This is a genomic window from Arthrobacter sp. A2-55 (assembly GCF_025548615.1).
Lineage (GTDB): Bacteria > Actinomycetota > Actinomycetes > Actinomycetales > Micrococcaceae > Specibacter > Specibacter silviterrae.
In genome coordinates, this window is record NZ_JAJLOZ010000040.1 from 1 (window position 1) to 26,698 (window position 26,698).

Genomic DNA, 26,698 nt, shown 5'->3' on the forward strand with positions numbered 1-26,698 from the left:
ACACCGACCCCTGCAACTGGCGTTGGAAGATGATGTAGGCAATGAGCACCGGCACCACCACAATGACGGAGGCGGCAAACAGCGAACCAAAGTCCACTGCGTAGCCCTGCTGGCCGGCAAACGCCGCGATGCCCTGGGACAGCACCTTCTTTTGGGGGTCGGTGTTAATGGCAACGGGGATCAGGTACTGGTTCCAGAGGCCCAGGAAGTTGAAGATGGCCACCGACGCCAGGCCCGGCTTCGCCATGGGCAGCATGACCTGGAAGAAGGTGCGCCATTCGCCGGCACCGTCGATCTGGGCTGCTTCGGCAATTTCACCCGGGAGGGCCTTGAAGAAGGAGAACAGGAAGAACACGGTGAAGGGAAGCGCAAACGCCACATACACAATAATCAGGCCCGGCAGCGTATTAAGCAGCCCCATGTTTTTCAGAATAAAGAACAGGGGCACAATGGCCAGGAAGATGGGGAACGTGAGGCCGGCAAGCATGAGGTAGTAGATGATCCGGTGGCCAGGGAAGACGTAGCGGGCCAATACGTAGGCGCACATGGAGCCCAGCACCATCACAATGACCAGTGCAAAGCCAACCACGATCACAGTATTGAAGAAGTAGAGACCGATTCCCGCCGTGTTCCAGGCACTGACGTAGTTCTTGAATTGCCAAACCTTGGGCAGCGAGAACGGCGAGGCGAAGATTTCGCTGGTCGTCTTGAAGGACGACATCAAGGTCCACAGCAGAGGGATCAGGACCATCAGGGACCACAGGCCGAGCATGGTGTGCGAGACGCCCGCCACGACCTTGTCGCTCTTGGTTTCCTGGGACTTCCGTTCCACATGGCCGTGGACGGCTGGAGATTTCTTGGAAAGTTTGAGTGACATTATTCAGACACATCCTGTTTGCCGCCGGTGATCCGGTTCACCAGAAAGACCAGTGCCGAGAAGATCAGGGTAATTGCTGCCAGCACCACGCCCATGGCACAGGCCAGGCCAAACTGGCTCTTGGAGAATGCCGTGGTGAACAGCTTCTGCGACATGACCAGCGTGGAATTCGCGGGGCCGCCGGTGGAATTCAGCACAGACATGTAGACGAAGGCGTCCAGCGCCAGGATGCCCATGTAGACGTAGGCCGTCTGGATGTTGTCGCGGATCAGGGGAATCGTGATGGTGGTGGCCGTGCGGAAGCGGCCTGCGCCGTCAATGCGTGCCGCCTCAAACGTTTCGGCAGGAATGCCCTTGATGGCGGCGATGAACAGAATCATGTAGAAGCCAACAAAACCCCAGACGATCACCACCATGGAGGCGATCATGGCCGTGCGGGGGTCTCCCAGCCAGGGATACGACTTCAGCCCGTCAAAGCCGATGCCGGTCAGGATGCCATTAAGCAGGCCCGAGCTTGGATCATAAATCTGCGCCCAGATAATTCCAATGACGACGGCGGGAATCACGTAGGGGAAGAAGGAGACGATCCGGTAGAAGCCGGATCCCTTCAGGCCCTTGATCTGGCCCCGGCTGCTGCCGCCAATGGTCACGAGCGTGGCCAGCACCAGGGACAGGATCACGGTGATGACGGGCAGGAAGATGGCCAGGATGATGCTGTTGCGCACCGAGAGCATGAAGATGTCGTCGTGGAAGAGCTTGACATAGTTGTCGAACCCGACGAACGGCATTTTGTCGTTGAAGCCGCTCCAGCTTGTCAGCGAGTAGTACATCGCCTGGACGAAGGGCGAGATCACGAAGACCAGGTAGATCGCCAAGGGCAGCCCCAAGAAGACCACCATGAAGCTGACCTTGTCGAATGTCAGTTTTTTCCGGCGCCGCCGGGCAGCGGCGGGAACGCCGCTGCCCGACTGCACGTGGCTTGTTACTTGAGTCACTTCACTTCAATCTTTGTAACCGAGCTGTCGTTGGCGACCTTGTCGGTGATGTCCTGCAGTGCCTTAGTGAGTCCGGCGGCGTCGAGCTTGCCGTCCAAGAAGGAGTTCCACGGCACCAGCTGGTCCGGGTTCATGCCGTACAGGTCAACGAAGTTCCAGGTGAAGATGTTCGTCTTGGCATTGTCGAGCATGGTGGTCTGCGACACCAGGGCCGTGGAGCCGAAGCCGTCTGCCGGGACGGTGCCCTTCACGACGGTGGGGGCCAGCTTCGTCTTGGCGAAGTTGACTGCCGAATCCTTGGAGAGCATGATGCGCAGCAGCTCCTTGCCTGCGGCAACATTCTTGCCCTTGGACGGAACAATGAACGGCTCGCCTGCTGCAGAGCGGATGCCCGTCTGCGGAATCTTCGGGCTGGCCGAGACCACGGGAACCGGGGTGCCGGTCATCTTGAAGTCGGCCTTGGTCTGGTCCTTCATTTCGTTTTCAATCCAGGAACCGGACGGGTACAGCAGGGCATCCTGGTTGTTGGACCACTGGGCCTGCGCGGCCGTGAACTGGGTTCCGGATCCGCCGGGCTTGATGTAGCCGGCCTTGATGATCTTTTCCAGGGCGCCGAAGACGCTCTGCATTGCCGGCAGGGACCAGCAACCCGGCTTGAGGTTTTCCAGGGCGAGGCGGACCTCGTCGCCGCCTTCCTTGATGGCGGATTCAATGGCCATGGTCTGGTAGTACGTGGCGGCTTCCTTGCCCCAGAGGAACAGGTACTTGCCCTTGGCCTTGGCAGCAGCTCCGAGCGTCAAGGCCTCGTCCCAGGTGGTGGGGACCTTCCAGCCGTTGGCATCGAAGAGCGACTTGGAGTACCACAGCGCGTAGACCGTCAGCACATAGTTGATGGCCGCGACCTTGCCATTGAACGTCCCGGGCGCAAGCACGCCGCCGTACAGGGTGTCGGCAATCTTGGTGCCCTCGAGGTTGTTCGCCTCGGTGACGGACTTGAGGTCCTCGAGCTGGTCCAGGATGGTGCTGAAGCCAATGGACTTGGCACCCGAGTTGTCGATCAGGTCCGGGGGCGTGCCGCCGACGAAGCGCGGCTGCATCTCCTGGGCGATGTCCGTGGAGGGGCTGATCTTCACGTCGATGCCGGGGTAGTTCTTCTTCAGGATGGCGCCGGCGAAGTCAACGTAGTCAATCCCGTAGCCACCCTTGAAAATGACTGCGTCAAGGGCGCCGGTGGCGGCAACACCAAACGGGTTGGTTGCCGATACGGCACCGCCGGCTGCCGTGGTGGCGGCGCCGCCGCCACCGCCGCCGGCGCAGGAAGCGAGGGCCCCACCGAGAGGCAAGAGCACGGCTGTGGCCAGTGCCCCGCGGAGGAAACCGCGGCGCTGCAGCTGCTTGTTCTGAATACTCATTTTTATGTACTGCCTTCCATTGATGGTACGAACGCTAAATCGGTACTACTTTGTACGGGGTGTACGGGCAAAGCTCCCTGACTGACATCACTTTTCAGGCGTCGGGTCCGGTGCCAGCTGCAATGCTGCGCATCATGCCTCCCGTCTGAGACGGCCAACATAGTGGCCAACCAGTGCATTGTTGTGTTCGTCCCCGCCCGGAATGTTTGAGGAAATGTAAACGGGCGGTTTCTTCCCCGCACGGATTAGGTGTTGGACTGTCCCAATGGTCAGCAGCTGCGCAATGTACGCACCCGTGATCGATGAGACAGCGCCTACGCCCATGCCGTCGGAAACTTCAAGGGTTGTATCGCCATAAGGAGCTTTGTTATCCATAACAATATCCGCAATTTCACTGAGACGCATCCCACTTGGGTGTTTTGCCTCAACCGCGGCGGTATGTTCCAGGCTGGTGACTGCGATCACCTTGTGGCCGCGCTCCTTGGCCAGCAGCGCCAGGCCAACAATTGCCCCGTTGACGCCGGAATTCGAGGCAATGACAAAGATGTCCCGAGGATCCACCAGCGACACCTCGTAAAGTTCCTGCGCCACGCCGTTCTCCCGCTCCAGGACCGAACCCTCCAGCGAATCCAGTGCGTCGACGCCGCGCGAGCCATGCAGCACCAGGTCGCGCAGGGCAATCTTGCTCGTGGGGATCAGTCCGCCCGCCCGGCCGGCGATCTCCATGGCAAAGGCCTCGGAATGTCCGGTGCCAAAGGCTTGGATGACCCCGCCGGCCGCGACGGCGTCGGCCAGGGCTGCCGCAGCCTCATCCAGGCCACCGCCCTGCGCCCACTGCGTCAGGGCGTCCAGTCGGGAAGAAACTTCCAGGCTAAAAGCCGTTGTGTAATCAGACATGGTTCCGCGCCTTTCCACCGGCGTGGCTCCCGCGATGGCCGCCCAGTTCAATCCGCGCCGCCCGGGTGGGACGCCGATGCGGGGAAACGGCCATGGCCGAAGCGGCAAGCTTGGACGTGGTTTGGGCGAAATTGATTTGCGCCACCAGCAGGTAGATCAGGTCGATCACCAGCAGCTGGACATGCTTGGCGGAGAGGTCATCAGGCTGCAGGAACTGCTCATGGACCGAGGTGATGATGGAGGAATCGGCACTTTCGGCCAGCGGCGAGCCCGGGTTGTTGCTCAGCGCCACCGTCAGCGCACCGGCTTCCCCCGCGGCGCGGAGCATCTGGATGGTCTCCTCCGTGCGCCCGGTGTTGGAAATCCCAATGGCCACGGAGTTGGTGTCCTGAATGGCGGCGCTGGTCAGCCCGGCATGGACTTCGGACCAGTGGTGGGCGTTGATGCCAATGCGGTAGAGGCGCGACTGAAGTTCCTTGGCCATGACGGCACTGCCGCCGATGCCGTAGATGTCCACATGTGCGCTCATGGCTATCCGCCGGGCAATCTTGTCCATCAGCGCCAGGTCCATCACGGCCGCGGTTTCCTCCAGCGAACGGGTGTGCGCATTGACCAGGGTGCTCAGGACGTCCCGCGCCGAGTCGTCCGGGCCAAACGCGCGGCCAATGTCAGCCTTCCACGATTCCCGGGCGTCACCGCGGCCCATCTCGGAGGCAATGCTGACGCGGAAGGGCACGTATCCGGCATATCCCAACAGCCGGCAAAAGCGGGTGACGGTGGCCGGGGAGGTCTTGGTCTCATGGGCCAGGTCCATGATGGACAGTTCCAGCGGCGCCTGGGGGTGCTCCAGAAGAAACGCACCGATCTTGGCCATCGCCGCCGGCATGTCAGGTAGTTTGGCCTGAATGCGGTTCACGACGCCGGCAGCGCTCACCACTGCTGGAGTTGGCAAAGTCGACGTCATGTGAAAATCCATTTCTTTTTTGTAAGCGATAACTGAAAACTATTATCATCAGCAGTGTAAGTCAAGTCACAGTGAAGACACAGAATGGTAACGACGCGTAATTACCTGGCAATCGACGCCGGCGGAACGTCCACGCGGGCCGTGTTTTTGACCGGCTCAGGGCAGTGTCTCGGGTATGGCGTTTCCGGCGGTGGAAACCCGGTTTCCCGGGGATTTGACGGTGCCATAGAGGCCCTGTTGCAGGCATCGTCGGGGGCCCTTGGGGGCACTCCGCAACCCTTCAGCTCCGTCACCATCGGAATGGCCGGGGCTTCCTTGGAACTGGCCACCGAACCGTTCCGCGAACGCTTTGCCGGGCTTGGCCTCAGCGGAAATGTAGTGATCGAATCTGATTTATTGGCTACGTTTTACTCCGGAACATGTCAGGACAATGGATACGCCCTGATAGCCGGCACCGGCGCCGTGGCGGCGCGAATCAGCGACAGCAGGCTGGCCGCGGTGGCGGACGGCACGGGCTGGCTCCTGGGCGACAGCGGGGCGGGATTTTGGCTGGGCCGGGAGGTGTTGCGCGCCGTAGCCGCCGCCCTGGACGGGCGCGGCAGGCCCACGGCACTCTTGGAACCAGTGCTGGCGGAGCTGGGCATTTCCGGCGGCACCCAGGACCGCACCAACGGCCGGGTCCGGGCGCAACAGCAGCTGATCGCCAAAATCTATGCGCTGGCCCCCATTGAACTCTCACGCTTCGCACCGATGGTCTTTGACGCCGGGGACGACGCCGTTGCCCGGGACATCACCGATCGGGCAGCTGCCGCGCTGGCCGGGACCTTGACGGCCGTACTGGACGGTGCCGTGGATGGCCCGTTGGTCTTCGGCGGCAGCGTCCTCACCAGGGGCGGCTCCGTTGCAGACGCCGTAGTCTCACGGCTGAGCGGGACCATTCAGCAAGGGACGAGACAGCAAGGGGCCAGCCGGCAGGAGGGGGCCCAAAACCTGGTGGTGCCAATCCTGGTCGCCGACGGCATGGCGGGAGCGGCGGTCCTGGCGCTCAAACGCGCCGGGGAAAAAGTTGATGAGGCTGTATTTGAACGCATTTCTGCCAGCCTGGCGGAACTGCGCGCCTAGTGTCGTGCTGCTTTCAGCCGAAGCAAGCCCAGCTCCGGTGCCGGCATTAGCGTGCGGAGGGGCCGCCGTCGTCGTTCTTGCCCGTGCCAGCCTCGTTGTCAGCAGCGGCGGCCTTCGCGGCCTCCTCCGACTTGGCGCGGGCGGCAGCCAGGCGGTCGGAGGACTTGCGGTTTACGCCGGAGCCCTCGCTGAGGTAGGCCGGATTTTCCTTGTGGCCCATGACCAGCAGCGAGGAAATCAGCAATGAGGCGATGAAGGCGATGCCAAAAGCAATGCCCCCCAGGTCCCAGCGCAGGCCGTGCTTCAGGCCGCCGGCCGAGACCACCAGGGTCACCACGCCGGCCACTGCGCCCATGGCGAAGGAAAAGCTGAGCGGGAACCTGATGGAGTTTCCCGACTTCGAATCTTGCGGCTCTACATTGCCCACAGTTTGGTCCTTCATATTGATTGTCGCCGGCTCATCGCGCCGTTGCACGCACACGGTCTGCGCAGCACGCGTTCTACATAAAGTAGAACACTGCATCCAGTTTACTTTCCTTTTGGCTTCCGGGCATCATGGCGCATGGTGAGGGCGGACAGCAGCCATAGGGCGCCCGTCATCAGCGCCCCGCCGCCGGCAACGCCCAGCAGGGCATGCGGCCCGGCAGCGGCAAAGAAGGGCAGCAGCAGCCCGGTGCCCAGTCCCAGCACTCCGGAGATCAGCCAGTCGCTGCGCAGCGGGGACTTCCCCGCCTTCCCGGACGGGTTGTGGAGTGCGGCAAACAGTTCCGCGCCGCCCATGACGGCCAGGGCTGCCGCTCCCAGCCACGCCGCCAGCGCCGTGTTGATGGCAATGAAAATCACGACGCCGGCCACCGCCAGGAGCCCCGCGGCACCCAGGAGCGCCAACCGCCGGGCGTCGGCACGCGGCAGGGCCAGGCGGCGCACAAACCAATAGTGCAGTCCGGCCAGGACCAGGAAGTACCAGCCAAAGTTCAGGCAGAGACCCAGGGTGTCCGGTGCCCCAAAGAAGACAGTGACGATGCCAAAAAGCAGGGTGGCCATGGAGCGTAACATGACCGGCTGCCACAGGGCGGAGGCAGGGGTGTCGGTCACGGCGGCATTGAGGTTCTGGGGCACAGCTGTATCATTCACCCGTCAAGTCTAGCGGGGTGGGCCACAGCGCCGGCACAATACAAGCCGCCGGTCCCCCGGGCCGGAACGCCTCAGTCCGGGATGCCCACGCGCATCCAGCGGTCGGTGCGGGCGCGCAGCCCCAGGGTCAGCGCCCTGGCGGCCATGTAGCCCAGGCTGAAGGCCGCCCACAGCCAGGCCATGGCTGCGGGCCCGCTGCCCAGGCCGGCCGCACTGACCCAGAACAGCAGAGGCAGGTACACCGCCAGGTTGACCAGCCCGGCCAGGGCCAGGTAGCGCGCGTCCCCCGCACCGATCAGCACGCCGTCCAGGACAAACACGTAGCCCGCCACGGGCTGCCCAATCGCCATGACCAGCAGGGCGGCGGCCAGCGTCCTGTGGACGCCGGCGTCGTTCGTGAAAAGCCAGCCCACCCCGCCGGAGGATGCCCACAGGGCCAGCCCCGTGATGACGCCAAAGCCCAGGCCCCACCGGGTCATGGTGGCCGTCAGCGTGCGCACGGCGGCGACGCGCCCGGCGCCCAGTTCCTTGCCGATGAGCGCCTGCGCGGCGATGGCCAGGGCATCCAGGGCAAAGGCCAGGAACGAAAAAAGCGTCATGGCCAGCTGGTGGGCGGCCAGGTTTTGCGGACCCTGGGCGGTTGCCACCAACACCGTGGCCAGGATGGCCAGGCGCAGGGACAGGGTGCGGACCATGAGCCAGCTGCCAACGCGGGAAACCGTTCGAATGCCTGCCCAGTCCGGGCGCAGGCCCACGTGGTCCGCCCGCGCAGCCCGGACCACGATCACCAGGTAGATGGCGGCCATGCCCCACTGGGCCAGCACGGTGCCGAGCGCTGCGCCGGCCACCGACATGTGCAGCACGTACACCAGGGTGAAGTTCAGTGCGATGTTCACGGCGAAGCCGATCCCGGCCACCAGCAGCGGCGTCCGGGTGTCCTGGAGTCCGCGCAGCACCCCCATGGCCGCCAGCACCAGCAGCATGGCCGGAATGCCCGCCAGGCTGACCAGCAGGTAGTCGTTGGCGAACCCCAGCACGGCACCGCGCGCGCCCATGGCGGAAAGCAGCGGCCCTGCCAGGAGGGCGCCGGCCCCCGCCAGCACCACGCCCAGCCCCAGGGCCAGCCACAGCCCGTCGCGGCCCACGGCGAGCGCGTCGGCACGGCGCCCTGCCCCCAGCAGCCGGGCCACGGCGGGGGTGGTCGAGTAGGCCAGGAACACCATGAGCCCCACCACGGTCTGGAGCACCGTGGCGGCCAGGCCCACTCCCGCCAGTTCCGCCACGCCCAGGTGCCCCACGATGGCCGAATCGGCGAGCAGGAACAGCGGTTCGGCAATGAGTGCCCCGAAGGCGGGCACGGCAAGCTGGAGGATCTGCCGCGACTGCGAGACTGAGGGGCGGGCCGCGGGCGTCCGCGCGAGCCGCCCGCCGGACGGCGGCGCTATCCCGGGCCTGGTGGGTTTAGGCATGGTTCAACAGTATCGGCCCGGGTCCGGGGCCGGCCTCCACCAGTTCCGCCATGACGGCCTGCAGGGCCGCCACCACGTGGCGCACCCCGGCCCGCTCCAGGGCCTCGGGCCGGGCCAGGATGTCGATGCGGCGCCCCAGCCTGGGCTCCGCCAAGGGAATGAGCACCAGGTGGGGAAACTGTTTCCGATTAACGGTGAAGCGGGGCATCAGCGAGATGCAGCCGCCGCCTTCCACCACGGAGGCCGCCACGAAGAATTCATTGATCCGGTGGGCCACGGTGACTTCCTGCCCGGCCAACGTGCCGATCATTTCAATGGCACCTTCGAGGGCAAAGCCATGGTGGACCGAAATCCAGCGCTCCCCGCGCAGTTCCGAAGGGCGGAGCGAACTGCGTCCGGCCAGGCGGTGCGTGGCGCCCACCGCCACATCCAGGGGCTCAAAGGCAAGCGGGACCACCGCCGCGGTGGCCGGCCAGGGCGGGCTGTTGGGCAGCCGGTGGGCCACCACCACGTCGTAGTCGGCCGTGAGGGCGGCAAAGTCCTGTTGCGCCACGTCCTGGTCGGCAAAGCTGAGGCTCGGGCCGCCGTCGCCCGCCAGCGCTTGCGCCAGCGGACCAAAAAATGCCAGCCCGGCACTGTGAAAGGCGGCCACGCTGACCGGTTCGGAGGGGCTGTCCCTGAACGCGGCCACGGCGGCATCCGCGCGGGCCAGCGCCACCTCCACGTCCACCGTGGCGCGGCACAGGGCCAGCCCCGCCGGGGTCAGGGCGGTCCGCCGGCCGGCCTTGTATGTCAGTGCCGTGCCCGCCTTGCGCTGCAGTGCCGCCAGCTGCTGGGACACGGACGACGGCGTGACGTTCAGTGCCAGCGCGGCCGCGGCGATGCTTCCCCTCGCCTGGACTTCGCGGAGTGCGCGCAATTGACCCAGTTCCATAAGCCCAAACTAATGCATTACCCGGCAAACATCATCTGGTTCTTAGTGCTTTTGTCCGTGACGATTGAACAGTGATGACTATTGGCAGGCCCACGGGCGGCAAGCGCGGCGAACGATTCCGGCCGGGACGCGGCACCGATGTGGCGCTGCTGGCTGTGGCCGCAGTGTGGGGCGGAAGCTACCTGGCCGCCAAGGACCTGACGATGGTGGCGTCCGTGCCGGCCGTGCTGGGGTGGCGCTTTCTCGTGGCGTCGGCGGCGCTTGCCGTGCTGTGGGCCTGGCGGGTCCGCCGCCGGCCGGGCCGTGCGGAGCTGTTGACGGCAGTGGTGCTCGGCGGCACGCAGGCTGCCGTGTTGTTCCTGGAAACGTATGGAGTGGCCCAGACCAGGGCGTCCAATGCCGGGCTGATCATCAGCCTGACGGTGATCTTTACTCCCCTGCTGGAGGCCGCCGCATCCAGGCGGTGGCTGCCGCGGGGATACTTTGTGGCAGCCGTTGTCTGCATTGTTGGCGTGGCGCTGCTCGTGTCGGGCAACGGTTTCCGCGCCCCGAATCCGGGCGACCTGCTGATGCTGGCCGCTGCCGCCGTCCGTGCGTTCCATGTGACGCTGCTGGGCACGCTGACCAGGGGCAGGCCCTACAGTTCCGTGACCATCACGCTGATCCAGTCCGTGGTGTGCGCCGTGGCGGGGATTGCCTTGGACCCGCCCGGCATGGTCCGCGCGGCCGCAGGATTTGGGGTGTCCGGATGGCTCGGTGTGCTGTACCTGGGCCTGGGTGCGAGCGTGTTCGCCTTCCTGGTCCAGCTGTGGGCAGTCCGGCGGACGTCGGCATCCCGGGCCAGCCTCCTGATGGGCACGGAACCCGTGTGGGCCGTCGCCGCCGGGGTGCTGCTTGCCGGCGAGGCGCTGGGCTGGCCGGGGGCGTGCGGGGCAGCCTTGATTTTGGGCGGCTGCTACGCCGGGCAGCGGATCGAGGCCCGGCTGCGGGCCGCCGCCGCCGGGCCGGCGACGGGTCTCAACGGGACCGGCCCGCTAATACCCGCCGCCGCCGTCGTTCGCCATGTTGGCAAACCGTGAATAGTGGCCCTGAAAGCCCACCACGATGGTCTTCGTGGGGCCGTTGCGGTGTTTGGCCACGATGACGTCTGCCTCGCCAGCCCGCGCCGACTCCTTGTCATAGATGTCCTCGCGGTGGAGCAGGATGACCATGTCGGCATCCTGCTCGATCGAGTTGTGGACGGCGATGCCGTTGGCGATGAAGTTGTGGTTGCCAATGACGGTTGCGTCGAACACTTCTTCCTCCCCGTCCGGATCAATGGCGACGATGCTGTCCCAAAACAAGTCATTGACAGCTTCAACTTCCAGCTCCGCGCGATCCAGAACGGCAACGACTGGGCCAAGCGCCTGTGTTGTCGGGCTGGCAAGGATTTCACCCACTTCGACCCATGGGCCAGCCATGCTTTTAGGACCGGAATCCGCCGAGGGGATACCCATCGCTCTCCTTGCTGTCCAGCCTGTACCTTCGCCCGGCAGGATCGCTTTTTGGAACCTGGCTTGGTCGTCGGACTCTTCCACCATGACGTGGTTGATCCCCCCAGTTTCGCAGACCCTTGTCGTGATGCCGAAGCGCAGGAGCAAGATGGCCAATCCTGTTGCGAGCTGCGTGGATCGGGTGGCAAATCGAATGACAGGAGCACCACCGGCGCCCACTTCTCCCATTCCCGACCAGAGTGTGTGCAGGAAAAGCGCGATCTGGCGCTTGGGAAGTGCGAAAACGGCTTCAGGGATGAAGATCAGGCCGTTGGATATATGGCCGTCCAGGGGTTCAGGCCATCGTTCGGAGCTTTCCCTTTCCGCCCGGGCAAGGATATTGGCGTGATGAATCACTTGTGTGTCGTCCCACTCAGTCCGGGCAGACGGTCCGTTGACATGGCGCGGGATGCCGAGCCGGTCATCGGGGGACAACTCGCCCAGCGGGCGCCAACCGTCGTAGGTGAAGAACGGGTGGTTCGCCGTTGCACGGATGGTCCGGCCGGACGCCAACGTCAGCTTGAAGACTGGTTTGCTGCCTGTGGGGAAGACATGCGTCAAGTGCCGCTCAACATAGCGGAGGTTGTCACCCAATGACCACACGGGGACATCCCTTGCTCCAGTTGAGAACAGCTCACCCATGGTGGTTTCTGCGCCCGTGTCGGAACGCAGGATGCGGGTGTCGGCAGTGAGGCAGCCCGATTCACGGAGGTCTGAAACCATGGGTTTCTTGTCCGTGCGCTGCTCGGAACCACGGTTGAGCTGGGACAGCGCCACGACCGGCACCTGCAACTCCTTGGCCAGCAGCTTCAGGGCACGGGAGAACTCAGAGACCTCCTGCTGGCGAGATTCCACGCGCTTTCCGGAGGACATCAGCTGGAGGTAGTCCAGGATCACCAGCTTGAGGTCATGCTGCTGCTTCAGGCGGCGGCACTTGGCCCGGATTTCCATCAGGGACATGTTGGGGGAATCGTCGATGAACAGCGGGGCATCGTTCATCTTGCCCATGGTCGTGGCGATCTTGGACCACTGGTCGTCCTTGACAGTTCCCTTGCGCAGGTCCTGCAGGTTGATGGTTGCCTCGGCGGAGAGCAGTCGCATGGCCAGCTCGTTGCGGCCCATTTCAAGGGAGAACACCACGGTCGCCATGTTGTGGGTGATGGCCGCCGAACGCGCCCAGTCAAGTGCGAACGTGGATTTCCCGACGGCCGGCCTGGCCGCGATGACAATCATCTGGCCGGGGTGCAGGCCGTTGGTCAGTTCATCAAATTCGTAAAAGCCGGTGGGCACGCCGGTCATGCCCTCGCCCTTGTGGCCGGACGCCTCAATCTCATCCACGGTGGATTCCATGACGTCCTTGAGGATCACGTAGTCCTCCGTGGTGCGCCGTTCGGCGACCTTGAAAATCTCCGCCTGCGCGGCGTTGACCACGTCTTCCACTTCGCCGTCCTGGGCATAGCCCATCTGGACAATCTTGGTGCCGGCGGTTACCAGGCGGCGCAGCACGGCCCGCTCGGCGACAATCTCCGCATAAAAGCCGGCGTTGGCGGCGGTCGGGACCGACTGGATCAACTGGTGCAGATAGGCGGCCCCGCCCATTTTCGCGATTTCACCGCGCTTGGTCAGTTCGTCGGCCACCGTGACGGCGTCTGCCGGTTCGCCGCGGCCATAGAGGTCAAGGATGGCCTCGTAGATGCTTTCGTGGGAGGGGCGGTAGAAGTCATTGCCGCGCAGAACCTCCACCACGTCGGCGATGGCATCCTTGGAGAGCATCATTCCGCCCAGGACGCTCTGTTCCGCCACGAGGTCCTGCGGGGGCGTCCGGGCAAAGTCCGGCTCCCGGGACGTTGAGACGTTGTCCATTGCTGGAGCTGACATGATCCTGCGCCCACTTTCTTTCCTGCTGGCCCGGCAAACACTGATGCTTGATGGTTGTCGGGAATGATCCCTCCCGGCCTGCCGGCCATACAACAATTATCGCTGTTCGGGGAGGTGATCCCCTGCAACGTTAGACGCTCTGTGGACAACTGCCAACCCCGTCATCCACCCGCCATGTGGATAACTTGTGCATTAAGTGCCATCGCTTGTGCACAGGATGGGGACAACTTTGTGGATAATGATCACCAACTAGTCATAATGGGCGTCTGACCTGCGCAAACAGTGTCCACCACCTGTGGAGAAACATAAATTTCCGGCCAAGCCTCATCCACAACTTGGATGTTGACAAGCTTCCGAAACAGGGATACTGCGACGATATCCACAGACATATGCCCAGCATGTGAATCATCCACTGCCGCTAAAAAGCGCCCCCACCTGCGCTTATGCACCCGGGGGCATGCACGGGCCGCCCGGGGCCGGCCCCGGCGGCACGTTAGGCTGGGTCAAACCCCAGCCAGACGCAAGGAGGAGGCCCATCATGGCACCCAGGGACAGTACCGGCAAGAGCGCCAACAAGACCCAGCCGACGGCGGCGGATGCAGCCCAGTTCATCGACGCCGTGGACACCTCCGCAGTCCGCCGCGCGGACGCCCGCGCGCTGCTGGACATCATGGGGCAGGAAACCGGGGAGCCGGCCGTCATGTGGGGGCCCAGCATCGTCGGCTTTGGCAGCTACCACTACAAGTACGCGTCCGGCCGCGAAGGCGACGCGGCCGCCGTCGGATTTTCACCGAGAAAGGCGAAGCTGGTGATTTACGGCCTGACGTACCCGCCCGGCGCCGAACAGCTCCTGGACCGGCTCGGCACCTTCAAGCGCGGCGCGGGCTGCATCTACCTCAACAAGCTTGCCGACATCAACGAAGGGGTGCTGCGGGAGCTCATCAGGGCCGCCTACGGATACATGACCACCGCGGACGTCCAGTCGTTGCAGTCCCAGAAGGGCAAGTAAATCAAAAAGGCCCGGCACCCCGCGAACGGGGGGCCGGGCCTTTCGTGGAGCGGTTGCGGGTATTAGCCTGCAACAACGTCCAGGGTGATCACAGCGGTGACGTCTTCGTAGAGGCGCACGTTTGCCGTGTACTTGCCAACCGACTTGATGTGGGTGGGCAGCTCGATCTTGCGCTTGTCAACGTTGCCGAGACCTGCAGCGGCAACAGCCTTTGCAACATCGTCGGTCTTGACGGTGCCGAACAGGCGTCCGGCCTCGCCGGCCTTGACGGTCAGCGTGACCGGCTTGGCGGCCAGGGCAGCAGCCTGGGCCTGGGCAGCTTCAACGGAAGCGTGCTCGTGGGCGGCGCGGGCAGCCTTGATGGACTCAACCTGCTTCTCGCCTCCCTTGGACCAGGGGAGGGCGAAGCCGCGGGGCAGAAGGTAGTTACGTGCGTAACCGTTCTTCACCTCAACGACGTCACCCGAGGTGCCGAGACCGGATACTTCGTGGGTCAAAATGATCTTTGCCATGTTTGTTTATCTCCCTTAGCCTCGGCCAGCGCCGGAGTAGGGCAGCAGTGCAACTTCGCGGGCGTTCTTGATTGCCTGGGCGATCTTGCGCTGCTCCTGGACGGTGACACCCGTGACGCGGCGCGCACGGATCTTTCCGCGGTCAGAGATGAACTTGCGCAGCAATGCTACGTCCTTGTAGTCGATGACAGTGACGTCAGCGGCCTTCAAGGGATTGGACTTTGGTTTGGGCTTACGGAGTTCAGCCTTAGCCATCGTGGAGCTCCTTAATATTCGTGGAGCCCGTGGATATTAATCCGCGGGATGGTGAGCGTGCGGCGGTTGCCGCACTTAGGTAAAAACGGTTTTTAGAAGGGGGGCTCGGAGTTGTCCGGGCCCGCGCCCCAGCCGCCGGTGGATCCACCGGGCGTGGCCCAGGGGTCGGATGCCGGTGCGGACTGCTGCTGTTGCTGGCCGCCATTGCCGCCGAAGTTTCCTCCGCCGGAATTGCCGCCGAAGCCGCCTTGGCCCCCGCCGGCGTTGCCGCCGCCGAAGTTGCCGCCCTGGCCTCCGCCAAAGCCGCCACCCTGTCCGCCGGAGCGCTGGGTGCGGTTGACCTTGGCATTGGCGTAGCGAAGCGAGGGGCCGATCTCGTCGACCTCAAGCTCCATGACGGTGCGCTTTTCGCCTTCTTTGGTGTCGTAGGTGCGCGACTTCAGCCGGCCGGAGACAATGACGCGGGTTCCCTTGGTCAGGGACTCCGCAACGTTCTCGGCCGCTTCACGCCAGATCGATGCGCGGAGGAACAGCGTTTCGCCGTCCTTCCACTCATTGCTTTGGCGGTCAAAAGTCCGCGGAGTGGACGCAATGGTGAAGTTCGCTACTGCTGAACCGCTCGGTGTAAACCGAAGTTCCGGGTCACTGGTGAGATTACCAATGACCGTGATAGTGGTTTCGCCTGCCATCTGCCCCTACTTCCTGCTTGAGTGTTTTCCTACGGGTGAAAAAGTAAAAAGTGGTCAGCCGAAACTACTCGGCGACGATCTTCTGCTCTTCCGGACGGGTGATCTTGGTGCGCAGGATGGTCTCGTTGAGGCCAAGCACGCGGTCAAGTTCCTGAGCGGTATGGGGGGCAGCAGTGAAGTTCACCACGGCGTAAATACCTTCGGACTTCTTCTGGATGTCGTAAGCCAGGCGACGACGGCCCCAGATGTCAACCTTTTCGATGGTTCCACCATCGGTGGTGATGACATTGAGGAACTTCTGAAGCGACGGCTCAACGGTACGCTCATCAACATCGGGGTCGATGATTACCATCAATTCGTAAGGACGCATATGTGAACCCACCTCCTTTGGGCTGGGCGGTTACGGTCTTTCCGTAACAGGAGGTTCATTTGCGGTGCCTGCCGGGCGCTCGGCCACACCATTACAGTGGGCCCGGTGCCAGCACAGACTTATCCATCTTACAGGACGGACGACGCCGGCCAGTCACCCCTGTGGGTAAGCCTCACCACACGCTGTGGTGGAGTTGTGCACAGGATTGCCTCGGTCCCGGCCCGCTGCCGACCCCGCCCGGTAGAATGGAAGGTGCGGCGGCGCCATCTTGGAAGCCCGTTCAAGACCCAAAGGAGTTCTACATGTCGACTCTGAAAAACAAGAGCGGGCTCACGGAGGCCGAAGTTCAGTCAGCCATGGAGTTCGGAGACGCCGACGAGGCGAGGCACCAGGTTATCGAAGAAGCCCTTCGCGCCAGGATCTAGCGGTCATGCCCGACAAGTACACGTACCCGGGCACGGAAACACTCATCAACCGTCTGGGCATCAAAGACCAAGTCGTGCTCGACTTGACCGAGCAAAACCTGGTCAATATTGGGCTCTCAGAGTTGAGCCGCACGCCGTCGCGGCAGCTTCGATTTTCCACACCTACTAGCCATCCACCGAAAACTGGTCGGCGACCTGTACGAGTGGGCTGGCGAGCTCCGGACCACCGACACCCAGGCCATGGGCACGGGTGTGGCACATTGCCGCCCGGAGTTCATCGAGGCATTCTCCAAGGAGGTATTTGGCGGCATTGCAGCACCTGCTGACCCCGCCATAATGCCATCCGCCCCAAGGCACCGAGCCTGAATGAAACGTCCATGGCATGATCAAGCCATGGAAACCACCCGCACCCAGCACCGCAGGCGGCGCCTGACGGTCATGCTCCTGGCCGGGCTTGCCGCCGCCGCGGTCACCGTCATCTTTGGCGCCTGGTTCTATGCCCCGGCAGTGGGCTGGGGCGTTGCGGCGCTGGTGTACAACCTTTGGGTCTGGCTGACCATCGCCCCGATGGACAATGTCCGCACGGCGACGCATGCCCAAGAGGAGGACCCCGGCCGGAACACCTCGGACCTGCTGATCCTGCTGGCCGCACTGGGCTCGCTGGCCGCCGTCGTGCTGGTCATGGTGGGCAGCAAGGACGTGACGGGCACCGGCAGGCTGCTGCTGGCCCTGCTCGCCTTGACGTGCACGGCCATGTCCTGGCTCATGGTCCACACCCTGTTCACGCTGCGGTATGCGGAGATCTACTACGCGGGAGAGCCGGGCGGCATCGGATTCAACCAGGAGGCGCTGCCCCAGTACACCGACTTTGCCTACATGTCGTTCAGCCTCGGCATGACGTACCAGGTCTCCGACACCAACATCACCACGCGCGAAATGCGCTCCGCCGCGTTCCGGCACAGCCTGCTCGCCTTCGTGTTTGGCACCGGAATCCTGGCCACCACCATCAACCTGGTGGTCAGCCTGACCCAGTAGGCACCTACACGGCGGTGCGGAAGAACGTCTCCGTGATGCGCGACAGGTGGAAGGGATCGTCCACGCCGCACAGTTCCCGGGCGGAGTGCATGGAGAGCAGCGGCGTGCCCACATCCACCGTGCGGATGCCGAGCCGCGTGGCCGTCAGCGGGCCGATCGTGGAGCCGCACGGCACGTCGTTGTTGGACACGAACTCCTGGTACGGTACGCCCGTGGTGCGGCACAGATTCGCCCAGATGGCCGCCCCCGTGGCATCCGTGGCGTAGCGCTGGTTCGCGTTGATCTTCAGCAGGGGGCCACCGCCCAGCACGGGCAGGTTGGCCGGGTCGTGGCGCTCGGAATAGTTGGGGTGGACGGCGTGCCCGGCGTCAGCTGAGACGCAGAAGGAGCCGGCGAAGGCACGGCGCCGGTCACTCGGCGAGGCGCCCAGCCCGTCGGAGATGCGGACCAGGATGTCCTCCAGGATGGGGCCGCACGCGCCGGAGCGGGAGCCGGAGCCGATTTCCTCGTGGTCAAAGGCCGCCAGGACGGGGATCACGGTGTCCGCGGTGGATTCGGTGGCGGCGGCGTTGATCAAGGCCGTCAGTCCGGCGTGGACTGAGGTGAGGTTGTCCATGCGCCCGGCGGCGAAGAATTCCTGGTTGGCACCGAACACCTGGCCGGGCTGGGTGTCCGCCACGAGGATGTCGTAGCCGCCAATGCTGGCAGCATCCACTCCCGCGTGCCGCGCCAGCAGGCCCAGCAGGTCCTCCTTGCCGGGATGCCCCTGGCCCCAGACGGGGTTCATGTGCTGCTGCTTGTCCAGCTTCAGGCCGTCATTCACGCCCCGGTCCAGGTGGATGGCCAGCTGGGGGAAGCGCAGCAGCGGACCGGTGGCCACCAGGGTCTGCGTGCCGTCCCGGTCCACCAGGCGGCCGGCAAATTGCAGTTCCCGGTCCAGCCAGGAATTCAGCAGCGGGCCGCCATAAACTTCCACGCCCGCCTGCAGCCAGCCCAATCGGCCCGTGGTTGGCTTTGGCTTGAGCTTGAAGGACGGCGAGTCGGTGTGGGCGCCGAGAATGTTGAAGCCAGTGGTGGCGGACGCGCCCTCGGGCACCACCCAGGCAATGATGGCGCCGTCGCGGATCACAAAGTGCCGGCCCCCGGCGGGCCATTCGGCAGATTCCTCGAGCTGGGTGAAGCCCGCCTCCTCCAGCCTGCGGCCCGCCTCATGGGCGGCGTGAAAGCTCGACGGCGACGCGGCGATGAAGTCGCGCAGGTCCAGGATGTGCTCAACGGAAGTCATGCTTCGATTCAACCACGAAGCGTCCACGGCGTTAGTAGTCGGGATTGCTGGGCGTGACCAACCCTGTCTCGTAGGCGTACACCACCACCTGGACGCGGTCCCTCAGGTGGAGCTTCGTCAGGATCCGGCGCACGTGCGTCTTGACTGTGGCCTCGGACAGGAACAGCTGGTGGGCAATCTCGGCATTGGACAGGCCTTGGGCAATGGCCAGCGCCACTTCCAGCTCGCGCGGCGTCAGCTCCTCCAGCAGCGGGTCGCGGGGGTGCGTGGGAGGCGTGGGCTGTGAGCGCACAAAGTTTTCCAGCAGGCGCTGGGTGACGCGAGGGGCCACGACGGCGTCCCCGCTGGCCACCAGGCGCACGGCGTTGACCAGTTCCGTGGGCGCCACGTCCTTGAGGAGGAATGCGGAGGCGCCTGCCTGCAGCCCGGCAAACGCGTATTCGTCCAGGTCAAAGGTGGTGAGGATGATGACGCGTGCCCCGGAGGCGGAGGCACTGATCTTGCCGGTGGCCTCGATCCCGTCCATAAGGGGCATGCGGACATCCATGAGCACCACGTCGGGGTCCAGCCGCTCCACGGCGGCCAGTGCCTCAATGCCGTTGGAGGCCTCGCCAACCACGGCAAGGTCATCCTCGCCTTCAAGGATGAGCCGGAAGCCCATGCGCAGCAGCGGCTGGTCGTCCACAAGCAGGATTGAGATGGGCGCCTGCGTCAAGGTGTTCTCCATGGGGGCTAGTTCCTGTTCTGGTTGGGCCGCAGCGTGGCGGTGACGGTCCAGCCGCCCTGGGGGGAGGGCCCGGCGTCGACCGTGCCGGAGAAGATGCCGGCACGTTCGCGCATGCCCACAATGCCCTGCCCCGTGCCCATCGAGGCGTCCAGGGAGCCGTGGCCGTCGTCGCTGACCACCACCCGCAGCACGCCGCCGTCGGGCTGGTTCTCGATGAGCACCCGCACCCGTGAAACTGCCGTGCCGTAGCGCAGCACATTGGTGAGCGATTCCTGCACGATCCGGTAAACGGTGAGTTGCAGCACCGGGTCGCCGGGAAGCAGCGGCCCCGACTGGGTCACGGCCAGCGGCAGGCCGGCCTGCCGGAAGCCCTCCAGCAGCGCGCCCAGGTCGGCGTGGTCAGGCTGCGGGGTCCGCTGCCCTCCGCCTGCGTCCTCTCGCAGCACGCCCAGCACCCGGCGCATGTCGGCCAGCGCGGTCCGGCCGGTCTGGGACAGCTGGCCCAGCACCTCCCCCGCCTGCTCCGGGTTGCGCTTGACCACGACGGCGGCGCCGTCGGAGAGTGCCACCATTACGGTCAGCGAGTGCGCCACAACGTCATGCATTTCCCGCGCAATCCGGTTCCGCTCGGCCACGGAGGCCAGCTGGGCGTTGCGGACGGCCCATTGGCGCAGCTCGGCTTCATGCTCCCGCCCCCGGCGCACCGAGGCGCCGATGCCCGTGGCAATGACATTGGCCAGGAGCATGACAATGACTGTAATGACATTGCTCTCCAGGGCTGTGGGACCGTCCGGGCGCAGGAATTCGACTGGGAACTGGTAAAAGAACAGCGTATATACAACCAGCGGCACGGATGCGGCGGCTGCGATGGCGAAACTGAAAATGCCCCGGTAGGCCACGGCCACGGCGTAGAGCGCAAACCACAGGCTGGCACCGATGTTGCTGGACGAGGGCACCACGTTGATGTTGATGATTTCAAAGACGGAGAGGATGACCAGCACGGCCAGGGGCCTGTCCCGGCGGAACATCAGCACCATGCTGGTGGCGGCAAGCAGCACCAGGTGGGCTGGCAGGTTGGTGACGCGTCCGTTCAGGAAAGTGCCCGAACCTGCCAGCAGATATGCCAGGACCACCACGGCGTCCATGACGCGGGGGTGGTCGTAAAGATAGCGGCGGACCGTGCCGCGGCGGCGGGCTGAGAATTCATCGGCCTGCCTGGCCGCCGCGGTGGCGGAGGTGGAACGGGGTTCGGCGGGGGCCGCGGCCGTTCGTTCCGCCGCCCCCGCCTGGTCTGATGTGCGCATAAGGGTGAGTCTAGAAGCCCGGCCGCCGGGCCGGGCACCGGACATTCCTATACGTCGCGGTTCTTGAGGGAGATGACTGCCGGGACCGTCACCAGCACAATCCAGCCCAGGAAGATCAGTCCTCCCGAGAGGGGGCTGATGAACGCCGCCTTGTCCCCGATCTCCAACATGCGCCCGCCGGCCACGCTGGGCACGTACTGGCCCACGTATTTCCAGAAGTCGCCGGGCACCAGGCCCAGCAGCTGGGTGGCGATCTGCAAAAGGAAGAACAGTCCGACGAGGACCACGATTCCGCCCGCGGAGCTGCGGATGAGCGTGCCCAGAGAAAGCCCAACGAGGGCGACGCCGGCAACGTAGACTCCGCCCAAGAGGATGCTGGACAGGACGCCGTCCATGCCCAAGGACATGGTGATTCCAGCGGAGCTCATGATCGGGATGGAAAACAGGAACGTGACGAACGCGGAAACAAGTGTCAGCACGTAGGAAACCACCACCAGCACAATGGCCTTTGCGAAGAACGTGGGCAGGCGCTTGGGCACCGCCGTCATGGTGGAGCGGATCATGCCGGTGCCGAACTCGGAGGAGATCAGCAAAACAGCCAAGGCGCCGAGAATCAGCACACCCATTTGGATGCCGGCGATGGGGGTGCCGTAAATGTTCAACCCGTTTGCATTGGCTGCCGAAATTGCCTGGTCAATGGTCAGCTTCGGTGAGCCGGAGGGACTGACGCCGGGGCCATTGACCGCCGCGGGCCCTAACTCCATGAACCTTTCGACGGCTTTTCCACGCGCCCAAGCTGCGAAAGTGCCCACGCCCACCATGGCCACAAAGGTGAAGAGCAGCAGCAGCTGGGTGGAGCGCAGGGACCGGAACTTGATCCATTCGCTGCGAAGCACGCCGCTGAAGGTCAGCCCCGTTCCGCCGGCAGCGGCGGAAGGCGAGGGGATCGTCGTCGTACTCATCACTTCAGGGTCCCTTCCAGGGCGGGGGCCGGCGCGGCGGCCTCATCGAGTTCTTGCGAGTGGTACTCCACCGAATCCTTCGTCAGGTCGAAGTACGCCTCTTCCAGCGAGGTGGACAGCGGGGTCAGTTCGTAGACAAGGACATGGTTGTCCAGGGCAATCTTGGCGATCTGGCGGGAGTCGAGGCCGGAAACTTCCAGGGTCTCGTTTTCGTTGCACTCCACCTGCACCCCGCTGCCGCTGAGCAGCTGGCCCAGATGGGTGACGTCGGCAGTGCGGACCCTGACCTTGGCCTGCTGGTTGCCGGCCAAAATCTCGGCAATGGGGGCGTCCGCGATGATTTTCCCGCGACCGATCACGATCAGGTGGTCCGCGGTCTGCGCCATCTCACTCATGAGGTGCGAGGACAGGAAAACCGTTTTGCCCTGCCCCGCCAGGTGCTTGGCCAGGTTGCGCACCCACAACACGCCTTCCGGGTCCAGGCCGTTGACGGGCTCGTCCAGGATCAGTGTTTGGGGGTCGCCCAGCAGTGCCGAGGCAATGCCCAGGCGCTGGCCCATGCCGAGGGAGAAGCCGCCTGCCTTCTTCTTGGCGACGGCGGCCAGCCCGGTCATGTCGATGACCTCGTTGACCCGGCTGGTGGGAATGCTGTGCGTGGCGGCCATGGCCAACAGGTGGTTGTAGGCGCTGCGGGAGGTATGCACCGCCTTGGCGTCCAGCAGCGCACCCACCTGGTGGAGCGGGTCATGGTGCTTGACGTACGGCTTGCCGTTGACCGTGACGGAACCCGCCGTGGGCTTGTCCAGCCCCACGATCATGCGCATGGTGGTGGACTTGCCGGCGCCGTTGGGCCCCAGAAAACCGGTCACCATCCCGGGCTTGACCGTGAACGTGACTCCCGCCACCGCGGTCTTGGCACCATAGTGCTTGGTGAGGTTTACTGCCTCAATCATGTGGACATCCCCTTGTTTCTAGGCTTGTTAACAACCGTACGCACCGGGCAGCGGCTTTTCTTCGATCTCAGGGATGAATCAGGGTCCGTTCAGGGTCGTCCCTTTGGATGATGGGCGGCAGAACGGGGCAAAACGGGCGGCCGGCGGAGCCGGTCCCGGCGCGGTGCCGGATGGGCCGCGGCGGGTCCTAGGATGGGCTCATGGCCCCGCCCCTGAATCCGCACCAACTGCCCTCCCGCGTGCTGTGGGCCGTGTCCATTCCCGCCCTGGCCGTGCTGCTGGCCGGCGCCGTCCTGGTGTGGTCCACGCACAGCGTGCCGCCCTTTCAGGCGCTCGACGCCGGCTGGAACCAGGTGATGCTGGCGTCCCGGACACCCTGGCTCACCTCTGCCAACAGGGTCCTGGACTTTGTGGGCAACGCCGGCATGGTCATCTATGCGGCGGCCCTGTTCCTGGCGCTGCTGCGCCGGCACTGGCGCCTGGCCGTGTTCACCGCCGCAGCCAATCTCGCGGCCCTGGCGGCAACCCACCTGCTGAAATTCCTGGTAGGCCGGCCGCGGCCCCTGGACCGGCTGGTGCACGTGGATTCCGGTTCATACCCGTCCGGGCATGTTAGTGCCACGGTGGCAGCCATGGTGTGCACCGCCATCGTCATCGGGCGGCTGTGGATGTGGCTCAGCGGCGCCATCCTCAGCGTGGCCATGATGTACAGCCGCACCTACCTGGGTGCCCACTGGATCTCCGACACCGTGGCCGGCGCACTGCTGGGCGCAGGTCTTGCGCTTCTGCTGTGGGCGGCCGTGCGGGATAAATGCCTGGAGCGGCATTCATTGCCGGCACCGATTGGCTGACGTTCCAACCGGCCAGTACCGCTAGCCCCTTTCGGCCTGTTCGGGTGCGGGCGATCCAGTCCGCGGGGCGGCTCCTCCGGACACCGGCTGGGGAAGCGGCTTGGCGGCCGGGGCCGTGAGGATGGAGGCAATAATGGCCACGCCGATGGCCAACAGCGCCCAGCGCACGGTGAAGTGGTCGCCCAGGAAACCAAGCAGCGGCGGGCCCGCCAGGAACGCCACGTAGCCGATCGTTGACACCACGGACACGCGGGCCGCCGCGCGGGCAGGGTCGTCGGCCGCCGCGGACATGCCCATGGGGAAGCCCAGGGCCGCCCCGGCGCCCCACAATACTGCGCCGATCCCGGCCAGCCACACGTTCGGTGCCACAACGAACAGGACAAGGCCCACCAGTGCGGCCCCCAGGCTCCCGTAGAGCACAGGAACCCGGCCGTAGTTGTCAATGAACTTTCCGCCGAAGAACCTGAAGGCCGTCATGGACGCCACAAACACGGCAAACATGATGGCGCCCTCGGACTCCGTGGCGCCCAGCCCGTCCACCGTGGCCTTGGCAATCCAGTCATTGGCGGCGCCTTCGGTCAGGGCCGCGCCCAGGACCACCAGCCCCACCAGCAGGGTGCGGCTCTCGGCCCACGCGGTGCGTCCGCGGGCAGGGGCCTTCCCTCCTGGCACCTCGGGTGGCATGACCGCCCCGGCGGGGGCCGGCGTCGTGCTTGGCAGGAAGTGGCTTGGCACAAACACCATGGCCACGCTGACCAGGGCCACGATGGCGAACAGGTGCGCGGGCAGGCCCACATGGATGCTGGACAGGCCCGCACCGACCAGGGCCCCGACAAAGGCTCCTCCGCTGAAACCCGCATGGAACTGGGGCATGATGGTTCTCCCCAGGTGGCGTTCGACGTCGGCGCCCTCGATGTTCTGCGACACGTCCCACAGGCCGATGCCCACGCCGAAGAGGAAAAGCCCCGCAGCGGTCAGGGGGACGGAGACCAGGCCCAGCGCAGTGGCCACCACCAGCCCGCCCAGGGCAGCGGTAAAGCCGCCCAGGCGGATGCTGGTTGCCGTCCCCTTGCGCGCCACCACCGTGCCGGCCAGCGGCAGGGCGATGACGGACCCGGCGGCGATGCTCAGCAGCAGCAGGCCCATCTCGCCCGACGTCAGCTCCAGAATGCGAGTGACCGCCGGAATGCGCGCAGCCCAGCTGGCAAACACAAAGCCGTTGATGGCAAAGACGGCAAAGGTGGCCATTGCTGCGCGGCGGACTGTTTGGGTGTTCATGGTGGCGCTGTTCCTCAGTGTTCGGTGGTGGATGGTGCGGCGGCGGACTGCTGCAGCCCATCAGACACAGCCACCACCAGCCGGGCCATGACCTCCGCCGGCAGGTCTGCGCGCAATGTGCCTGCCTGTTGGCGTTCGGTGATCCCCGCTGCCACGTCCTGCACGACGGCGGCGAAACGGCTGCGGAAGTATTCGTGTGACGCGTGCCCGGCCACGTCCTGCCCGGCCCGGCGGGGCTGGGGAGGGGCATGGTGCCAGTCTATTCACCCGGGCGCCCCAAAACCTAGTCGCATTAGATTTTAGACTGGGCGCCTGGGGGGCGGGCTAGCGCTGCGTCTCGGCCAGCCCCGGAATGTCCGCCACGCTGTCCAGCACATGGTCGCAGGGCAGCCCCGCCAACAGCTCGCGGGTGAGCTTCCCCGTCAGCACGCCCACCGAGACGGCCCCCGCGTTGCGCCCCGCCTGGACGTCGACGGCGGTGTCCCCGGCCGCCAGCACTGCGGCCACCGACACAACGCCGGTGCGTTCCATGGCCCGGTGGATCATGTACGGGGCCGGCCTGCCGGCGGCCACGTCGGACGTGGTGACCAGGGCGTCTACCGTGCATTCCGCCCCCGGGCCCACGCTCCAGCCGAGCATGTCAAGCAGCGGGCGGGCCACGCCGTCGTCAAATCCGGTGGTCAGGGCCACCTTGATGCCCCGGGCGCGCAGGGTGGCGATGGCCTCCGGCACGCCGGGCAGGGCCACGGGGGGCTTGGCCCGGTAGCCGTCGTCGAGGATGGTGCGGAAACGCCCAAACGCCGCCGCCACGCGGTCCGGGGCCGGCTCCTGGCCGCCCAGTTCCATCAGGGCCGTGATGGCGGAGACCTTGTCCGCGCCCATCCACAGCTGCAGGGAGGCGGGGGCAACGGGCGCGCCGGTCTCCTCCACAGCCTGTTGCAGGGCCGTGTAGACCATGCCGTAGTCGTCAATGGTGGTCCCGGCCATGTCAAGGGCGGCAAGTTCAATCATGGGTTTTCTCCTGCGGATGGCTGGCCGGCGGCGGGTGCCGGCGGCCGGGTGCTTTGGACGCGCGCCACCGGCGCACGCCCGTGAAGGGTGTTGTGGACCATGAAGTTGGCCAGCTCGGGGCGGTAGCGGTCGTCAGCGAATTCCAGCGGCGTCCCTTCCATGGAGAACGTCACGCGGCGTTCCCGCAGCAGCGGCGAGCCTTCCGGGATGCCCAGCAGCGAGGCGTCAACGGCATCCGCCGCAACAGCATCAATGATGTGCCGGGCACTGTGCAGGTCCACCCCCACGGACAGCAGGAACCGGAAGGTGGAGCCGGAGCTGGTGTCAAAGTCGAACAGCGGATTGCCGGCCTCCGGCACAAAATGCGAGCGCTCCACCATCGCGGGCTCGCCGTCCAGCGAGCGCAGCCGCAACAGGGACACGACGGGTTCCCCGGCGCTGACCAGCAGCTGTTCGGCCACCAAGGGCCCGGCCTCGCGGCGGGCGATTTCAACTGTTCGCTGCCCCGGCTCCTTGCCGATGGATTCCGCCCATTCCGTGAAGGACATGAAGGTCTCCACCGATTGGGAGGCGACGGCGGCGCGCACCACGGGCGGCTTGCCGCGGCCACCCGTAATCACCTGTTCGGCGCGCAGGGCTGCCAGTGCCTGCCGGACCGGGCCGCGGGAGGCGCCGAACTCCCGGCACAGCTGCGCCTCGGAGGGGACAGGCGTCCCTTCCGCCCATTCCCCGGTCTCGATCCGGTGGCGGAATTCGTCCCGAAGCTGTTGGTGCAGGGGCAATTTCATGAGTTGAGTATACAAGTTGACCCGCCGCGC

The 26,698-nt window shown here is 65.1% G+C and carries 29 protein-coding genes; 6 read left to right on the plus strand and 23 right to left on the minus strand.

Annotation, left to right across the window (positions count from 1 at the left end; genetic code table 11):
- From LPN03_RS12060 to LPN03_RS12080, 5 genes are all read right to left on the minus strand, one after another.
- The coding region (locus LPN03_RS12060; protein ID WP_262454417.1) for a carbohydrate ABC transporter permease at window positions 1-772 on the minus strand (772 nt) is incomplete at its 3' end.
- Between the two features lie 104 nt (window positions 773-876).
- The gene (locus tag LPN03_RS12065; RefSeq protein WP_410468589.1) at window positions 877-1,776 is read right to left on the minus strand and encodes a carbohydrate ABC transporter permease; all 900 of its coding nucleotides are present in this window, start codon (window positions 1,774-1,776) and stop codon (window positions 877-879) included.
- 92 nt (window positions 1,777-1,868) lie between these two features.
- Window positions 1,869-3,284 (minus strand): N-acetylglucosamine/diacetylchitobiose ABC transporter substrate-binding protein, encoded by a 1,416-nt coding sequence (gene ngcE, locus LPN03_RS12070; RefSeq protein ID WP_262454384.1) that lies wholly within the window; start codon window positions 3,282-3,284, stop codon window positions 1,869-1,871.
- 132 nt (window positions 3,285-3,416) lie between these two features.
- The gene (locus LPN03_RS12075) at window positions 3,417-4,181 is read right to left on the minus strand and encodes an SIS domain-containing protein (protein WP_262454386.1); all 765 of its coding nucleotides are present in this window, start codon (window positions 4,179-4,181) and stop codon (window positions 3,417-3,419) included.
- Window positions 4,174-5,145 carry a MurR/RpiR family transcriptional regulator gene (locus LPN03_RS12080; protein WP_262454387.1) on the minus strand — a complete coding sequence of 324 codons (972 nt, stop codon included), beginning with the start codon at window positions 5,143-5,145 and terminating at the stop codon, window positions 4,174-4,176. Before LPN03_RS12080 ends, LPN03_RS12075 begins: the two co-directional genes overlap by 8 nt.
- Window positions 5,146-5,229: 84 nt before the next feature.
- Here LPN03_RS12080 and LPN03_RS12085 point away from each other — a divergent pair, with 84 nt between their 5' ends.
- The gene (locus LPN03_RS12085; protein ID WP_262454388.1) at window positions 5,230-6,267 is read left to right on the plus strand and encodes an N-acetylglucosamine kinase; all 1,038 of its coding nucleotides are present in this window, start codon (window positions 5,230-5,232) and stop codon (window positions 6,265-6,267) included.
- A gap of 46 nt (window positions 6,268-6,313) precedes the next feature.
- Here the strand turns inward: LPN03_RS12085 and LPN03_RS12090 are convergent, their stop codons facing one another.
- From LPN03_RS12090 to LPN03_RS12105, 4 genes are all read right to left on the minus strand, one after another.
- Window positions 6,314-6,694, minus strand: a complete 381-nt coding sequence (locus LPN03_RS12090) for a hypothetical protein (protein WP_262454390.1) — start codon at window positions 6,692-6,694, stop codon at window positions 6,314-6,316.
- A 101-nt stretch (window positions 6,695-6,795) separates the two neighbouring features.
- On the minus strand, window positions 6,796-7,401 hold the full coding sequence (locus LPN03_RS12095; RefSeq protein WP_262454391.1) for a hypothetical protein: 606 nt from the start codon (window positions 7,399-7,401) through the stop codon (window positions 6,796-6,798).
- Between the two features lie 71 nt (window positions 7,402-7,472).
- Window positions 7,473-8,870, minus strand: a complete 1,398-nt coding sequence (locus tag LPN03_RS12100; RefSeq protein WP_262454392.1) for an MATE family efflux transporter — start codon at window positions 8,868-8,870, stop codon at window positions 7,473-7,475.
- Window positions 8,863-9,804: a LysR family transcriptional regulator gene (locus tag LPN03_RS12105; protein ID WP_262454393.1), complete on the minus strand. Its 942-nt coding sequence runs from the start codon at window positions 9,802-9,804 to the stop codon at window positions 8,863-8,865. The genes LPN03_RS12100 and LPN03_RS12105 overlap by 8 nt, the downstream gene beginning before the upstream one ends.
- A 74-nt stretch (window positions 9,805-9,878) precedes the next feature.
- On the opposite strand from LPN03_RS12105, the gene LPN03_RS12110 reads away from it, so the two are divergent.
- Window positions 9,879-10,883, plus strand: a complete 1,005-nt coding sequence (locus LPN03_RS12110; protein ID WP_262454394.1) for a DMT family transporter — start codon at window positions 9,879-9,881, stop codon at window positions 10,881-10,883.
- Here LPN03_RS12110 and dnaB read toward each other — a convergent pair.
- Window positions 10,839-13,214 carry a replicative DNA helicase gene (gene dnaB / locus LPN03_RS12115; RefSeq protein ID WP_262454395.1) on the minus strand — a complete coding sequence of 792 codons (2,376 nt, stop codon included), beginning with the start codon at window positions 13,212-13,214 and terminating at the stop codon, window positions 10,839-10,841. The two genes, LPN03_RS12110 and dnaB, sit on opposite strands and share 45 nt — an antisense overlap.
- Before the next feature lie 538 nt (window positions 13,215-13,752).
- Here dnaB and LPN03_RS12120 point away from each other — a divergent pair.
- Window positions 13,753-14,223, plus strand: coding sequence for a DUF1801 domain-containing protein (locus tag LPN03_RS12120; protein WP_262454396.1), 471 nt, complete (start codon window positions 13,753-13,755; stop codon window positions 14,221-14,223).
- A 62-nt stretch (window positions 14,224-14,285) separates the two neighbouring features.
- Here LPN03_RS12120 and rplI read toward each other — a convergent pair whose 3' ends face one another.
- The 4 genes from rplI to rpsF form a co-directional block, all read right to left on the minus strand.
- Entirely contained in the window at window positions 14,286-14,735 is a 450-nt protein-coding gene (gene rplI / locus LPN03_RS12125) for a 50S ribosomal protein L9 (RefSeq protein WP_165183128.1), read from the minus strand.
- Between the two features lie 15 nt (window positions 14,736-14,750).
- Entirely contained in the window at window positions 14,751-14,990 is a 240-nt protein-coding gene (gene rpsR / locus LPN03_RS12130) for a 30S ribosomal protein S18 (RefSeq protein WP_005273147.1), read from the minus strand.
- A 92-nt stretch (window positions 14,991-15,082) separates the two neighbouring features.
- Window positions 15,083-15,679, minus strand: a complete 597-nt coding sequence (locus LPN03_RS12135) for a single-stranded DNA-binding protein (RefSeq protein ID WP_262454397.1) — start codon at window positions 15,677-15,679, stop codon at window positions 15,083-15,085.
- Window positions 15,680-15,743: 64 nt separating this feature from the next.
- On the minus strand, window positions 15,744-16,049 hold the full coding sequence (rpsF, locus tag LPN03_RS12140) for a 30S ribosomal protein S6 (protein ID WP_165183126.1): 306 nt from the start codon (window positions 16,047-16,049) through the stop codon (window positions 15,744-15,746).
- Window positions 16,050-16,351: 302 nt separating this feature from the next.
- Here rpsF and LPN03_RS12145 point away from each other — a divergent pair, with 302 nt between their 5' ends.
- Window positions 16,352-16,474 carry a hypothetical protein gene (locus LPN03_RS12145; RefSeq protein ID WP_262454398.1) on the plus strand — a complete coding sequence of 41 codons (123 nt, stop codon included), beginning with the start codon at window positions 16,352-16,354 and terminating at the stop codon, window positions 16,472-16,474.
- 393 nt (window positions 16,475-16,867) lie between these two features.
- Window positions 16,868-17,509: a DUF1345 domain-containing protein gene (locus tag LPN03_RS12150; RefSeq protein WP_262454399.1), complete on the plus strand. Its 642-nt coding sequence runs from the start codon at window positions 16,868-16,870 to the stop codon at window positions 17,507-17,509.
- Window positions 17,510-17,513: 4 nt separating this feature from the next.
- Here the strand turns inward: LPN03_RS12150 and LPN03_RS12155 are convergent, their stop codons facing one another.
- The 5 genes from LPN03_RS12155 to LPN03_RS12175 are packed head-to-tail and all read right to left on the minus strand — an operon-like array spanning window position 17,514 to window position 22,740.
- Window positions 17,514-18,794: a M18 family aminopeptidase gene (locus LPN03_RS12155; RefSeq protein WP_262454400.1), complete on the minus strand. Its 1,281-nt coding sequence runs from the start codon at window positions 18,792-18,794 to the stop codon at window positions 17,514-17,516.
- Between the two features lie 31 nt (window positions 18,795-18,825).
- Complete coding sequence (locus LPN03_RS12160) at window positions 18,826-19,521, minus strand: response regulator (RefSeq protein ID WP_165183124.1); 696 nt, start codon at window positions 19,519-19,521, stop codon at window positions 18,826-18,828.
- Window positions 19,522-19,526: 5 nt separating this feature from the next.
- Entirely contained in the window at window positions 19,527-20,825 is a 1,299-nt protein-coding gene (locus tag LPN03_RS12165; RefSeq protein WP_262454401.1) for a sensor histidine kinase, read from the minus strand.
- Window positions 20,826-20,872: 47 nt separating this feature from the next.
- Window positions 20,873-21,787 carry an ABC transporter permease gene (locus LPN03_RS12170; RefSeq protein ID WP_262454402.1) on the minus strand — a complete coding sequence of 305 codons (915 nt, stop codon included), beginning with the start codon at window positions 21,785-21,787 and terminating at the stop codon, window positions 20,873-20,875.
- Complete coding sequence (locus LPN03_RS12175; protein ID WP_262454403.1) at window positions 21,787-22,740, minus strand: ABC transporter ATP-binding protein; 954 nt, start codon at window positions 22,738-22,740, stop codon at window positions 21,787-21,789. Before LPN03_RS12175 ends, LPN03_RS12170 begins: the two co-directional genes overlap by 1 nt.
- Window positions 22,741-22,940: 200 nt before the next feature.
- Between LPN03_RS12175 and LPN03_RS12180 the strand changes: the two genes are divergently transcribed.
- Window positions 22,941-23,591, plus strand: coding sequence for a phosphatase PAP2 family protein (locus LPN03_RS12180; RefSeq protein WP_262454404.1), 651 nt, complete (start codon window positions 22,941-22,943; stop codon window positions 23,589-23,591).
- A gap of 21 nt (window positions 23,592-23,612) precedes the next feature.
- Here the strand turns inward: LPN03_RS12180 and LPN03_RS12185 are convergent, their stop codons facing one another.
- The 4 genes from LPN03_RS12185 to LPN03_RS12200 form a co-directional block, all read right to left on the minus strand.
- Window positions 23,613-24,869 carry an MFS transporter gene (locus LPN03_RS12185; RefSeq protein WP_262454405.1) on the minus strand — a complete coding sequence of 419 codons (1,257 nt, stop codon included), beginning with the start codon at window positions 24,867-24,869 and terminating at the stop codon, window positions 23,613-23,615.
- A 14-nt stretch (window positions 24,870-24,883) separates the two neighbouring features.
- On the minus strand, window positions 24,884-25,084 hold the full coding sequence (locus LPN03_RS12190; protein WP_262454406.1) for a hypothetical protein: 201 nt from the start codon (window positions 25,082-25,084) through the stop codon (window positions 24,884-24,886).
- Window positions 25,085-25,193: 109 nt separating this feature from the next.
- A complete protein-coding gene (locus tag LPN03_RS12195; RefSeq protein WP_262454407.1) occupies window positions 25,194-25,880 on the minus strand; it encodes a phosphonatase-like hydrolase in 687 nt (228 codons plus the stop codon).
- Entirely contained in the window at window positions 25,877-26,668 is a 792-nt protein-coding gene (locus tag LPN03_RS12200) for a GntR family transcriptional regulator (RefSeq protein WP_262454408.1), read from the minus strand. Before LPN03_RS12200 ends, LPN03_RS12195 begins: the two co-directional genes overlap by 4 nt.
- Window positions 26,669-26,698: the final 30 nt, after the last annotated feature.